At 75.1% G+C, this 12,340-nt stretch carries 15 protein-coding genes; 6 read left to right on the top strand and 9 right to left on the bottom strand.

The window, feature by feature from the left end; translation table 11 throughout:
• The 3 genes from Q7T67_RS08285 to Q7T67_RS08275 all read left to right on the top strand — a co-directional run.
• Nucleotides 1-524, top strand: a 524-nt coding sequence (locus tag Q7T67_RS08285) for a metallophosphoesterase (RefSeq protein WP_304787946.1), incomplete at its 5' end; no start/stop codon positions are given.
• A gap of 105 nt (nt 525-629) precedes the next feature.
• Nucleotides 630-1,112 carry an NUDIX domain-containing protein gene (locus Q7T67_RS08280; RefSeq protein ID WP_304787944.1) on the top strand — a complete coding sequence of 161 codons (483 nt, stop codon included), beginning with the start codon at nt 630-632 and terminating at the stop codon, nt 1,110-1,112.
• Between the two features lie 163 nt (nt 1,113-1,275).
• On the top strand, nt 1,276-1,980 hold the full coding sequence (locus tag Q7T67_RS08275) for a hypothetical protein (RefSeq protein WP_304787942.1): 705 nt from the start codon (nt 1,276-1,278) through the stop codon (nt 1,978-1,980).
• Nucleotides 1,981-2,195: 215 nt separating this feature from the next.
• Here the strand turns inward: Q7T67_RS08275 and Q7T67_RS08270 are convergent, their stop codons facing one another.
• The 3 genes from Q7T67_RS08270 to Q7T67_RS08260 form a co-directional block, all read right to left on the bottom strand.
• Nucleotides 2,196-2,915: a GPP34 family phosphoprotein gene (locus Q7T67_RS08270; RefSeq protein WP_304787940.1), complete on the bottom strand. Its 720-nt coding sequence runs from the start codon at nt 2,913-2,915 to the stop codon at nt 2,196-2,198.
• 79 nt (nt 2,916-2,994) lie between these two features.
• On the bottom strand, nt 2,995-3,885 hold the full coding sequence (locus Q7T67_RS08265) for an aldo/keto reductase (RefSeq protein ID WP_304787938.1): 891 nt from the start codon (nt 3,883-3,885) through the stop codon (nt 2,995-2,997).
• Nucleotides 3,886-3,917: 32 nt separating this feature from the next.
• On the bottom strand, nt 3,918-4,418 hold the full coding sequence (locus tag Q7T67_RS08260) for a BON domain-containing protein (RefSeq protein WP_304787936.1): 501 nt from the start codon (nt 4,416-4,418) through the stop codon (nt 3,918-3,920).
• Between the two features lie 117 nt (nt 4,419-4,535).
• Between Q7T67_RS08260 and Q7T67_RS08255 the strand changes: the two genes are divergently transcribed.
• A complete protein-coding gene (locus Q7T67_RS08255; protein WP_304787934.1) occupies nt 4,536-5,654 on the top strand; it encodes a winged helix DNA-binding domain-containing protein in 1,119 nt (372 codons plus the stop codon).
• A gap of 126 nt (nt 5,655-5,780) precedes the next feature.
• On the opposite strand, the gene Q7T67_RS08250 is transcribed toward Q7T67_RS08255, so the two are convergent.
• Entirely contained in the window at nt 5,781-6,269 is a 489-nt protein-coding gene (locus Q7T67_RS08250; protein ID WP_304787932.1) for a nuclear transport factor 2 family protein, read from the bottom strand.
• Between the two features lie 141 nt (nt 6,270-6,410).
• Here Q7T67_RS08250 and Q7T67_RS08245 point away from each other — a divergent pair, with 141 nt between their 5' ends.
• Nucleotides 6,411-7,457 carry an LLM class flavin-dependent oxidoreductase gene (locus Q7T67_RS08245; protein ID WP_304787930.1) on the top strand — a complete coding sequence of 349 codons (1,047 nt, stop codon included), beginning with the start codon at nt 6,411-6,413 and terminating at the stop codon, nt 7,455-7,457.
• Nucleotides 7,458-7,633: 176 nt separating this feature from the next.
• Here the strand turns inward: Q7T67_RS08245 and Q7T67_RS08240 are convergent, their stop codons facing one another.
• From Q7T67_RS08240 to Q7T67_RS08220, 5 genes are all read right to left on the bottom strand, one after another.
• The gene (locus Q7T67_RS08240; RefSeq protein ID WP_304787928.1) at nt 7,634-8,434 is read right to left on the bottom strand and encodes an anti-sigma factor; all 801 of its coding nucleotides are present in this window, start codon (nt 8,432-8,434) and stop codon (nt 7,634-7,636) included.
• Nucleotides 8,431-9,018: an RNA polymerase sigma factor gene (locus Q7T67_RS08235; RefSeq protein WP_304787926.1), complete on the bottom strand. Its 588-nt coding sequence runs from the start codon at nt 9,016-9,018 to the stop codon at nt 8,431-8,433. The genes Q7T67_RS08240 and Q7T67_RS08235 overlap by 4 nt, the downstream gene beginning before the upstream one ends.
• 12 nt (nt 9,019-9,030) lie before the next feature.
• Nucleotides 9,031-9,240, bottom strand: a complete 210-nt coding sequence (gene tatA, locus Q7T67_RS08230; protein WP_304787923.1) for a twin-arginine translocase TatA/TatE family subunit — start codon at nt 9,238-9,240, stop codon at nt 9,031-9,033.
• Nucleotides 9,241-9,393: 153 nt separating this feature from the next.
• Entirely contained in the window at nt 9,394-10,038 is a 645-nt protein-coding gene (pdxH, locus tag Q7T67_RS08225) for a pyridoxamine 5'-phosphate oxidase (RefSeq protein ID WP_304787921.1), read from the bottom strand.
• Between the two features lie 55 nt (nt 10,039-10,093).
• The gene (locus Q7T67_RS08220) at nt 10,094-10,582 is read right to left on the bottom strand and encodes a MarR family winged helix-turn-helix transcriptional regulator (RefSeq protein ID WP_304787919.1); all 489 of its coding nucleotides are present in this window, start codon (nt 10,580-10,582) and stop codon (nt 10,094-10,096) included.
• A 135-nt stretch (nt 10,583-10,717) separates the two neighbouring features.
• Here Q7T67_RS08220 and Q7T67_RS08215 point away from each other — a divergent pair, with 135 nt between their 5' ends.
• A complete protein-coding gene (locus Q7T67_RS08215; RefSeq protein ID WP_304787916.1) occupies nt 10,718-12,259 on the top strand; it encodes an MFS transporter in 1,542 nt (513 codons plus the stop codon).
• Nucleotides 12,260-12,340: the final 81 nt, after the last annotated feature.

The raw sequence follows: 12,340 nt of genomic DNA, 5'->3' as shown, positions 1-12,340 counted from the left end.
GCGACGTCGGCGACCGCGCGCGGGTCGTGCTGCTCGACGACGTCCCGCGCGGCGGCGGCGACACGGGGGCCGCCGAGGCCGCGCAGCTGGCGTTCCTCGACCGCGCCCTGTCCTCCGCCGGCGACCGCTGGGTCCTCGTCGCGTTCCACGACCCGCTCGACCGCACCGCACGCGGCCGGGCGATCCGCGACCGCCTCGCCCGTGCACCTCGCGTCCTGGCGACGATCGGCGGGGACACCCACCACGACCTGGTCCAGCCCGTCCGGACCGCCGCGGGCGGCTACTGGTCGATCACGACCTCGGCGCTGGCCGACTGGCCGCAGCAGGGCCGTGCGCTGCGCGTGCGCGAGACCGCGGGCGGCGGCGCGGTGCTCGAGACCTGGAAGCTCGACACCGCCCCCGACCCCCTCGGCGACGTCGCCCGCGAGCTGGCCTACCTCGACGCCCAGGGCGGGCGGCCGGGCGGCAACGCCGGTGCGGCGGCGGACCGCAACGTGCGGCTGTTCAAGCCGGCGCCGCGGTAGCCGGGGCAGCGCGGAGCGGCGGGTGGCGAAGCGGCGGGTGGCGAAGCACCCCGCGGCGCGTCGTGCGTCGCCCCGTCCGGGCCCCGCGATCGCCATGATCCGGCGATGGCCTCGACGGTGCTCAGCGGCGGTCTCCTCCTGTGGCGGCGGTCGTCCGCCGGCGGGGGCGTCGAGCTGTTGGTCGCCCACATGGGCGGGCCCTTCTGGGCGAAGAAGGACGAGCGCGCCTGGTCGATCCCCAAGGGCGAGTGCGAGCCCGACGAGGAGCCCCTGGCCGCCGCCCGCCGCGAGTGGACCGAGGAGCTCGGTCTCCCCGCGCCCGAGGGTGACGCGATCGACCTGGGCGAGGTCCGCAACACGAGCGGCAAGCGCGTCCGCGCCTGGGCCGTCGAGGGCGACCTGGACCCGGACGCGATCGTCCCGGGGACGTTCGAGACGGAGTGGCCGCCGCGGTCGGGCCGCACCCAGTCGTTCCCGGAGGTCGACCGCGTGGCGTGGGTCGCCCCCGACGTCGCCCGCGTCAAGCTCGTCGCCGCGCAGGCCGCGTTCGTCGACCGCCTCGAGGAGCTGCTCCCCGAGGCCGGGTGACGCCCGGATGGTGAGATGCCGCTCTTCGTGCCCCGGGCCCGGGGCACGCCATCGCTCGTCGGCCCCGGGACGGCGGGCGCAGCGACGCTCGACGACACCGGTCGTCGCCGCCGGACGGCCAGGCGCTTTGACGCGCTGTCAAGCGCACGTCTAGGGTGCGCGGGTGCCCTCCGTCGCCCTGCCTCGTCCACGGTCCGCCCCGTGGCCCCTCCCCCGCGACCTCCGGGCGATCGCGCTCGTGCACGCGGCGCTGCTGGTCTTCGGCGCGGTGGCGATCCTCCTGCCGGCGCCGGCCCAGGGCTGGGCCGTGCTCGCCTGTGTCGTCGGCTACAACGTGGCGCTGCCCCTCGTGGCGCGCAGCGTCGGCCGCGCGGACTGGGTGGCGATGTGGGCGTTCCTGCTGCCCGTCTCGATCTTCCAGGTGCTGCCCGACTGGATCCTCGCGGACCTCGTCGGCACCCTGGCGTTCCCGGACGTCGGGGGCCCGCGGGTCGACGACGTCATCCCCGTCGCGATGGGCGGGATGTGGGTCGCCCCGCTCTTCGCGGCTCTGGCGCTCGGCGGCGGTCGTCCGGGCCGGACCGCGGCGCTGGCCGCCGGCATCTTCCTCGGCACCGAGCTGCTCGCCCCGGTGGTCGACCTGTGGGAGCCGACGGGCGACACCACCCGCGTCCTCGGCGTGGCGATCTACGTGATCCCCGCCGAGGCGGCCCTCGGCTGGGCGGCGGCCGTCGGTCTGGGGCTCGTCCGCGACCGGCCCGCGGCCGTCCGCGTCGGGGCCGCCCTGGCGGTCTCGACCTTCTACCTCGGCGCCCTCGTGATCGCCCACTTCCTCATCGACATCGCGGGCTGGCGCATCACGGCCTGACCGGGGCGGCGCGGTCCGGTCGACGTCGGGGGGCGCGGACGATCGCCGCCCCGGGCCGATCGACGCAGCAACGTGCCGCCGGAGGGCACGAACCTGCGTCGCCCGCCGCCCCAAGCCGACCGACGCAGCAACGTGCCGCCGGACGGCACGAACCTGCGTCGTTCCCCACCCGCGCCCGGCGATCCGCCCGGCAGACCGGCGACCCGCGGTCCCCCTCAGCGCGCGGGGTGCGCCGTGGTCGTCACGACCTGGACGGCGCCGACCGGCACGAGGACGACGTGCATCGCCTCGACCGTGCGGCGGACCGCGTCGGCGACCGGGCCCTGCGGCGCCGGGGCGCCGTCGGGGTCGTCGCCGGCGATGCGGGCCGCCCGGGTCTCGGCCGCGTGCAGGTCCTCGGGCTCGAGGCGCGCGACGAGCCCGCCGTGGTGCAGGTAGGCGATCAGGGCGCCCATCGCGACGTCGTGGGACTCCTGGCCGTCGAGGACGGCGCGGACGAGGTCCCGGTCGCGCTCGAGCGCCCCGAGGTCGGCCACGCGCAGCGCCTTGCCGAGCGGCACGCCGAGGATGCGCCGCGGGACGCGGGTCAGCAGCCCGAGCTCCTCCAGCACCTCGGTCGACCGGTGGCCGGCCCGGCCGGAGACCTTGGCCGCCAGGCCCTCGAGCTGCCGGTCGCCGTCAGGGCCGTCGGGCAGCTCGTCGCGGACCCACGCCTCGAACGGGTCACCGGCGTCGCCGTCCCCGCGCACGTAGGCCGCACCCTCGCGTCGCAGCGCCCCGTCGTGGAGCAGCTGCAGCACGGCCGCACCGAGCAGCAACGGGCCTGGCCCCCCGATCTCGACGGGCGGTCGACCGTCCTCCCGCGCGAGGACCCAGGCCAGGCGCAGCGGCAGGGAGAGCCCCGCCGAGGCGGTCGACCAGGCGGTGGCGGTCATGCCGTGAGGGTATCGCCCGCCCCCGGCCGCCCCCGCCCGCCCCCGGCCGCTCTCGCCGGACCTCGCCCCTCCCGCGCCCTCAGTCCTGCTGCTCGGCCGCCTCGCGGCCGGCCTGCTCGAGGCGCCGGACCTCGTCGTCGGAGAGCTCGATCTCGGCCGCGGCGATGTTCTGCTCGACGTGGGCGACCTTCGAGGTGCCCGGGATCGGCAGCATCACGGGGGAGCGGTGCAGCAGCCAGGCCAGGGCGAGCTGGGCCGGCGAGCTGCCGTGCTCCTTCGCGATCTCGTCCAGCGGCCCGCCGTCCTTCGCGAGCTGCCCCGTGGCGATCGGGAACCACGGGATGAAGCCGATCCCGAGCTCCTCGCACCGGTCCAGCACGTCCTCGGCGTCGCGCTCGACGAGGTTGAACTTGTTCTGGACGGTCGCGACCTTCACGCCCGCGTCGATGGCCGCGTCCAGCTGGTCGACCGTGATCTCGGAGAGCCCGACGTGCCGGACCTTGCCCTCGTCCTGCACCGCCTTGAGCGTCTCGAACTGCTCCTCGGCGGGGGTGTCCCCGTCGATGCGGTGCAGCTGCCAGAGGTCGATGGTGTCGACGCCGAGACGGCGCAGCGACCCCTCGAGCTGCTGACGGAGGTAGCCCTCGCGGCCGACGGGACGCCAGTCGCCGGGGCCGGGGCGGGTGAGTCCGGCCTTCGTGGCGACCACGACGTCGGCGTAGGGGTGCAGGGCCTCGCGGATCAGCTCCTCGGAGACGAACGGGCCGTACGAGTCGGCGGTGTCGAAGAGGTCGACGCCCAGCTCGGCGGCGCGGCGCAGGACGGCGACCGCCTCGTCGCGGTCGGCGGGCGGGCCCCAGACGCCCTTCCCGGTCAGCTGCATGGCGCCGTAGCCGAGGCGGTGGACGGTGAGGTCGCCTCCGACGTCGAACGTGCCGGAGGCGTGGGCGATGGGGGATGCGGTGCTCATGGGTTCCTGTGTGCGGGGGGCGGGGCGGGAGGTCAGTCGCGGACGCTGAGCAGGTTCTCGACCCGCTGCACGCCGTCGACGGCCGACGCGTCGCCGACCAGGCGGTCGCGCAGCTCGGCCGTGGCGACCGACCCGCGCAGGTGCACGACGCCGTTCTCGCTGTCGACGACGACGTCGCCCTTCGGCGAGTCGGCGGGCCGGAAGATCTCGCTCTTGACGCGGTCGGTCAGGGTGCGGTCGTCCAGCTCGGCGCGACGGCGCTCGTGGCGGGCGGCGGCGCGCTCCTGGTCGGCGGCGACGACCGCGGCCGCGTCGGCGGCGACCTTCTCGGCGTGCAGGCGGCGGCGGGTGGCCCGGCGGGCGATCGCGAACGACACCGAGCTGCCCGCGGCGGCACCCGTGAGGAGCAGCGTGACGGAGCGGATCGGACGACGCTTCGCCTTCGTCGCCGTGCCGTGGGCGGCGTGCTTGAGGGTGACCTTGGCGGCCTTCTTGGCCGCCTTCTTCGCGAGGTAGGACTTGGGGTTCGCCATGGCGTGCTCCGGGATGGGGTGCAGGTCGCGTACCCCCTGCCCACCCCGTCAAACGACGGCTGCCGCACTGGACGATCGCGGACCGCGTCCGTCCGCGTCCCCGGGGATCCTCGGTCCGTGCCCGAGGTGCTCTCCGTCCGCCGCCTGAACCGCGCGCTCCTCGCTCGGCAGGCGCTCCTGGACCGCGTGGGCGACACCGCCTCGGCGATGGTCGAGCGCCTCGCGGGCGTGCAGGCGCAGGAGGCCGCACCGCCGTTCGTCGGACTCTGGAGCCGCATCGACGGGTTCCGCCGGGAGGACCTGCTCGCGGCCCTCCGTGACGGGGAGGTCGTCCGGGCGACGGCGATGCGGGGCACGATCCACCTGCTGAGCGCGGCGGACTACGCGCGCCACCGGATGACGCTGCAGCCCGTCCTGCGCACCGCGCTGCGCATGCCGGAGATGCGCGCGGTCGCCGAGGACGCCGACCTCGACGCCGTGCTCGCCCTCGGCCACCGCCTGCTGACCGACGAGCCGCGCACGATCGCCGCGCTCGAGGCGCCGCTGCACGACGCGTTCCCGCAGCTGGACGGCCACGCGGCCGCCCAGGTCGCGCGGATGCTGCTGCCGCTGGTGCAGGTGCCCACGCCCGGCCACCCCGACGGCTTCGCGCCGGGCAGCACCCGCTTCGCGCCGGCCGAGCAGCGGCTCACGGAGCCCCTGGCGCCCGAGGGGCCCGCCCACGAGCTCGTGCGCCGGTACCTCGCCGCGTTCGGGCCGGCGACCGCCGCGGACGCGACGAAGTGGAGCGGTCTGACCGGCATGCGCGAGGTGCTCGGGCAGCTCGACGGCGTCGTGGTCCTGCAGGACGAGGCCGGCCGCACGCTCTACGACCTGCGGGATGCGCCACGGCCCGCGGAGGACGTCGCCGCCCCGGTCCGCTTCCTCCCCCGCTTCGACAACGCGCTGCTCTCCCACGTCCACCACGAGCGGATCCTCGACCCGGCGCACCGCCCCCACGTCTTCACGGTCAACGGGATCATCTTCGGCACGGTCCTCGTCGACGGGTTCGCCGTCGCCACCTGGACCTCGTCCTCCGGTCCCGACGGGGCGAGGATCCGGGTGGTGCCGTTCCGGCGGCCCTCCCAGCGCGCGGCGGCGTCGATCCGGGCGGAGGGTCGGCGGCTGCTGCGGTTCCTCGCGCCGGGGCGCGGCGCGCGCGAGGTCGAGATCGCCCCGGCGGTCGGCGCGGCCTGAGCCAACGGGACGGGGCGGATCCCGCCCCGCCGGCGTCCGTCGGCGGACCTGCGGGGCCGAGCAGCGCCGGTGACGGGACGGGTCCCGCCGGCGCACCGCCGGCCGTCCGGCGGACGGCCCGCCGAGTCAGCTCGCGGGATCCGCCGCGCCGTCGCCCGCGAGGTGCGCCGTGAGCTCCTTGCGCAGGCTCCGCGCGAGCATGCCCCGCAGCGGCGGCAGGGCGAGCGCGTTGCCCTTGAACCCGATCGCCTGGACGCCCCAGCGGCGCGCGTCGAAGACGTCGACGTGCTCGACGATCAGCCCGTCCCGGAAGCGGAAGCGCGCACGGACGTCGTTGACGACGTCCCGACCGGACTTCGAGAAGGGGTAGGTCGCCACCCAGTGCGCGGAGCCCGTCGTCGCGTCCGCCTCGATCTCGTCGGCGACGACGCTCATCCGCTCCGCGCTGCCGAGCAGCATGTCCCACATCCCCGGGACCTCCGGGCCCCGCAGGTCGTGGAAGAACGGGTCCGAGAAGGTCGCGTCGGGGGCGTAGCACCGGGCCATCTCGGCGGCCTCGCCCCGGTGCAGAGCGGCGTAGAACCGGCGGATCAGGGCGACGTTCTCGTGCGGCACGCCCCCACCGTACCTGCGGGGGGCGCGGGTGCCGGGACGCCGAGCGGGATCGGGGTCCGCCCGGCGACACGACACGACACGGCCCGGTCCGCGACCGCCCGGGCCCACGGGCCGCCCGTCCCCGGCTGCCACCATGGAGGCATGAGCGACATCGCGCTGTCGGTCCTCGACCTGGCCCCCGTCCCGCAGGGCTCCACGCCCGGGCAGGCGCTCGGCAACGCGGTGGACCTCGCCCGGCACGTCGAGGCCCTCGGCTACAACCGCGTGTGGGTCGCCGAGCACCACAACATGTCGGGCATCGCCAGCTCGTCGCCGCCGGTGCTGATCGCGCACCTCGCCGCGAACACCGAGCGGATCCGCCTGGGCTCCGGCGGGGTGATGCTCCCCAACCACGCCCCGCTGGTCGTGGCCGAGCAGTTCGGGATGCTCGAGGCGCTGCACCCCGGGCGGATCGACCTGGGTCTCGGCCGGGCTCCGGGCACCGACGGCCTGACCGCCGCCGCACTGCGCCGGTCCAGCGACCCGTTCTCGAACGAGGACGACTTCCCCGCCCAGCTCGCGCAGCTGCGGGGCTTCCTCAAGGGCGAGCTCCCCCGTGAGGATCCCCTGCACCGGATCACGGCGGTCCCGAACAACGGCTACGAGCCGGCGATCTGGCTCCTGGGCTCGTCGGGCTACAGCGCGCAGCTGGCCGGCGAGCTGGGCCTGCCCTTCTCGTTCGCCCACCACTTCAGCGCCCAGAACACGGTGCCCGCGGTCGACCTCTACCGCGCGTCGTTCAAGCCGTCCGAGGTCCTGCAGCGTCCGTACGTGATGCTCGGGACGGCGATGGTCGCCGCGGACGACGACGCGGAGGCGGAGTTCCTGAACGGCCCGAACGTCCTGCAGTTCCTGCGCCTGCGTCAGGGACGGCCGGGCCTGCTGCCCACGCCCGAGGAGGCCGAGCGCGCGCTGAAGGACCCGGGCAGCCGGGCGTTCGCCGAGCAGCGCCGCGCGTCGCAGATCGTCGGCGGCCCCGACACCGTCCGCCGCGGCATCGAGGAGCTGCTGGCCCGCACGAACGCGGACGAGCTGATGGTCACGTCGGTCGTGCACGACCACGACGCCCGGAGGCGCTCCTACGCGCTGGTCGCCGACGCCGTGGACCTGGCCCCGCGCGAGGCACGTCCGGCGGTCGCGGCCGACTGACCGCGACCGCTCGGCGGGTCGAAGCCAAGCGCGCCGCCCCGCCCGGTGCGGGGCGAGGCCGACGACGAGGACGACGTACGTGGGCCAAGTCCGGCCCGCTCCAGGAAACGACGAACGCCCAGGAGGACCGGGGCGTTCGGAGGACCGCGGTGGGCGGCGCCGGAGCGCCGCCCTGCTCAGATCTGGACGTGCAGGACCGGGTCCGTCGTCGGGGTCTGCGACCCGGACTCCGGCTCCGAGGTGACGAGGACGTCGTCGACGCCCTTCATGTCACCGGGGACCGTGGCGGTGCCGTTGCCGCGGGCGTCCACGTCGAAGAGGACCGTCGTCGGCTTGGGCGCGGCGTCGCCGGACTTCAGCCACACCTGGTACTTGCGGCCGGTGCCGGCCTTCTCGAAGCCGCTGAGCTTCAGGCGGCTCTGGTCCTTGTCCACGACCATCCGGACGGTGGCGTTGGCCCCGGCGACCGGGGTCACCTGACCGTTGACCTCGCGGACGTCCGACCCACCGCCACCGCCGAGGGCGATGCCGCCGACGATCAGCGCGACGATGACCGCGGCCAGCGCGGTGGCACGTGCGGGGCTGGTCAACGCGGCCATGAAGGCATTGCGTCGGGGACTGGGCGCCGGGGCGCCGGTGCCGCGGGGCGCCTCGGTGCTCGCCCGCGGCGCGGACGGCGCGGGAACCTCCTGCCGGCTGACGATCGCAGCGCGCTCGCCCGTGCTGGCGGCGGCGAACAGCGACGCCTCGGCCTGGACCTGCTCCATCACGGAGCGCTTCAGGTCGACGCCGGGGGTGACGTCGTCGAGCGTCGTCGGGACCTCGAGCAGCGCGTCGTGGACGACGTCGAAGGACTCGACCTCGGCGCGGAAGGACGCATCGACCTTCATGTGGGCGCGGACCTGGGCGTGCTCCTCGACGGAGCACGCACCGAGGACGAAGGCGCCGATGAGGTCGCGGGGGTCGTCGGTGCTCATGCCGTTTCTCCGGGAGACAGGACGTTGCGCATGCGCGCGAGCCCGCGGTTCATGCGGGCCTTGACGGTGCCCAGCGGCAGCTCGAGCATCTCCGAGATCTCGCTGTGCGAGTAGCCGGAGTAGAAGGACAGCTCGATCACGCGACGCTGGTCGTCGGACAGTTCGTTCATCAGCTCACGCGTCTCGCCGGCCTGCGCGTTGCGCAGGGCGGTCGACTCGGTGTTCTGGTCCTGCGGTGCCGGGTGGCGCTCGGCGAGGGCTTCGTCCGCGACCTCGCGCTCCTTGGTGCGCGTCACGCGGCGGAGGTGGTCGATCGCCCGGTTGCGGACGACGGCCAGGATCCACGACCGGGCGTTGCCCAGGTTCGCGTCGTACCGCGCGGCGGAGCGCCAGACCGAGAGGAAGGCCTCCTGGCAGACGTCGTCGGCGGGCTGCCTGCTGCCGACGATCCGGTACGCCAGCGCGTAGGCGCTGGAGACGTGCCGGTCGTAGAAGACCTCGAAGGCCTCGGCGTCCATCTTCGCGACCCGCTGCATCAGGGCAGCGTCCGAGAGGGAGCTCAGGTGGTCGGAAGGGGGCGCCATCTGCATCGGAGCTTAGACCGCCTCGTTGCGCGGGGCGGAAGCGACCGGGGCCACCTGCGCCGGCGCGTCGCGCTCGTCGGACTCGCCGGAGAGGGAGTCCTTGAACTCGCGCAGGCCCGAGCCCATCGACTTGGCCATGTCGGGGAGCTTCTTGGGGCCGATCACCAGCAGCGCGATCACGAGCACCACGACGATTTCCATGGGTCCGATTCCGAGGGGCATGTGCTCTCCTGCTGACGCGTTGTGGGGCAGTGCCGGCGAACCGGCCGGGAAGCGCCTCTCGGCGTCCCATACACCCATACAACGCCACGGGCGCCCGATCGGATGCGCCGACGGGCAGACCCGGGAACGGCGTACGCCCCTACGGCGGGGGCCTCAGGGCTGCAGGCGCTCCCGCTTCCAGGCCCCGCCCTCGCGGGTCCACAGGAAGCGGTCGTGCAGGCGATCGGGCCGGCCCTGCCACAGCTCGATCTCGTCCGGCTCGACGCGGAAGCCACCCCAGTTCGTCGGGGTCGGGATGGCGTCGTCGTCCGGGAAGCGGGCGCCGAGCTCCTCCATCCGCTGCTCGATCGCCTCGCGCGACGCGATCGGGGCGCTCTGCTCCGACGCCCAGGCACCGCGACGACTGTCGGCGGGGCGGCTGGCGAAGTACGCGTCGACCTCGTCGCGGTCGACCTCGACGCACGGACCCGAGACGCGGATCTGCCGGTAGATCGGCTGCCAGTGCAGCGCCAGGGCGCAGTAGGGGTTCTCGCGCAGCTCGCGGCCCTTGCGGGAGTCGAGGTTGGTGAAGAACGTCAGTCCGCGCTCGTCGAGGTCCTTCAGCAGGGCGATCCGCACGGACGGGCGGCCGCGGGCGTCGGCGGTCGCGACGGCCATCGCGTTGACCTCCGTGGCCTTCTCGAGCTCGTCGCGGGCCTCGGCGACCCACCGGGCGACCTGCACGAGCGGGTCGTCGTGCAGGTCGGCCTCGGTCAGCGGGGTGCCGTCGTAGGTCCGGCGGAGGTCGGCGAGTCCCATCGCCCGATCGTACGCACGGGGTGCCGCGGTCGGACGACGCGTCGGACCCGGACGCTCAGACCGCGGGAGCCGGGGCGCCCAGCGCGTCGCGGAACCCGGCGCCCAGACGCGCGACGGCCTCGTCGTCGAGCGGGCCGAGCAGCTCGTCCTCGATCGTCCTCGCGGCGGCGTCGGCCTGCGCGAGGCGGGCGCGTCCCTCGTCGGTGATCCGCACGATCATCCGGCGACGGTCGCGGTCGTCCCGACGGCGCTCGACGAGACCGCCCTGCTCGAGCGCGTCGAGGACCGGCACGAGCTGCGCCGGCAGGAGCGAGCAGAGCCGCGCCAGCTCGGCCTGCGAGCCGGGCGCGTCGTTGCTGAGGACGGCCAGGAGCGCGTAGTCGCGGCCGTCGATCCCCAGCTCCTCGAAGTGCGGCGTCATGCGGACGAAGAGCTCGTTGGCGAGCTTGTAGACGAGCAGGCCCCGCCGCTCCGCCACGCCCTGCGGCAGCACCGACAGGCGGTTGGGGTCGTCCTGGGCCAGACAGGCCTGATCGTCGATCACCGGACGAGCATAGCCCATGAATCATTTTCCTCTTGAATGATTTCGATCCGTGCCCTATCGTCGCCGCGACGAATCATTCACCGCCTGAATCGTTCCCTACCCGGACGGTTCCTCGCAGACCACGGAGCACCCGCCATGTCCTCGCCCACCTCCCCCACCCCGACCGCCGCGCCGCCCCACGTGCCGTCGGCGGCCCGGCCCGCCGGCAGCACCGACGGCCTGCCGGACCCCCGCCGCTGGCGCGCCCTCGCGGTCCTCGCCCTGGCGCAGTTCATGGTCGTCCTCGACGTGACGATCGCCAACGTCGCGCTGCCGGCGATCCAGACCGACCTCGGCTTCTCGGCCCTCGACCTGCAGTGGGTCGTCGGCGCGTACACGCTGGCGTTCGGCGGGCTCCTGCTGCTCGGCGGCCGGACCGCCGACCTGCTCGGCCGTCGCCGCATGCTGAGCGTGGGCCTCGGCGTCTTCGCGCTCGCCTCGCTCGGTGCGGGCCTCGCGCCGAGCTCGGGCGCGCTGATCGCCTTCCGCGCCCTGCAGGGCGTCGGCGCGGCGCTCCTCTCCCCGGCCGCGCTGTCGATCGTCACCGTGACCTTCGCCCCCGGGCGCGAACGCGGGATCGCACTGGGCGTCTGGGGCGCCCTGGCGGGCCTCGGCGGCACCGCGGGCGTCGTCGCCGGCGGCCTGCTCATCGACTCCCTCGGGTGGGAGTGGGTCTTCTTCGTCAACGTCCCGATCGCCCTGGCCGCGCTCGTCGCCATCCCGGTCTTCATCCGGGAGAGCCGCGCCGACGCGAGCGCGCGGTCCTTCGACGTCACCGGCGCGGTCCTCGCGACCGCCGGCGTCAGCGCCGTCGTCCTCGGCGTGATCCGCTCCGACGTCATGGGCTGGGGCTCGGCCGAGGTCCTCGCCCTGGTCGGCGGCGGTGCCCTCCTGCTGATCGCCTTCGCGGTGGTCGAGACCCGCGCCGCCGCCCCGCTCGTGCCGCCGCGCCTGGCGCGGTCCCGCCCGCTGGCGCTCTCCGGCGTCGCCCTGGCGCTCAACGGCAGCGCCTTCATCGGCATGTTCTACCTCTCCGCGATCTTCATGCAGGGCGTCCGCGGCGCCTCGGCGATCGAGACCGGCCTGCAGTTCGTGCCGATGGGGGTGACCGCGGTGGCCGGCGCCATGGTCGCCCAGAGCCTCGTCGGCCGGCTCGGCGCACGCCCCGTCATCGCCCTCGGCGCCCTCCTGGGCGGCGGCTCGCTGCTCCTCCTCTCGACCGCGACCGCCGGCGGCTCCTACGCCGGCGACCTGCTGCCGGGCTTCCTCCTGTTCGGCGCGTCGATCTCCCTGATCGGCGTGCCGGCCCAGATCGGCGCGGTCACCGAGGTCACCGACCAGGACGCGGGCGCCGCGTCCGGCCTGCTGTCCGCGGGGTACCAGGTGGGCTCCGCGCTCGGCCTGGCCGTGATCACGACGATCGCCACGGGCCACGTCGACGATTTGCTCGGCGGCGGCGCCACCCAGGCGGTCGCCCAGGCCGCCGGCTTCGAGCGCGGCCTGCAGGTCGCCGCCGGACTGGCCGTCGCCAACCTCGTCATCGCGTTCGCGCTCTCGGGCCGGCGCGTCCCGGCGCACGCCCTCGCGGCCGACGCGGCGATCGTCGACGGACCGGTGCCGGTGCCGCTGGCGCACTGAGGAGCGTCCCCCGCGCCGCTCAGGCGGCCGGGGCGCGGCGCCCCTCAGGCCGCCGGGGCGCGGCGCCGCTCAGGCCGCCGG

Source organism: Patulibacter sp., assembly GCF_030655195.1.
Taxonomy (GTDB): Bacteria; Actinomycetota; Thermoleophilia; order Solirubrobacterales; family Solirubrobacteraceae; genus Patulibacter.
The sequence above is the reverse complement of the archived record's forward strand: the minus strand, read 5'-3'. Positions and strand labels throughout refer to the sequence as shown.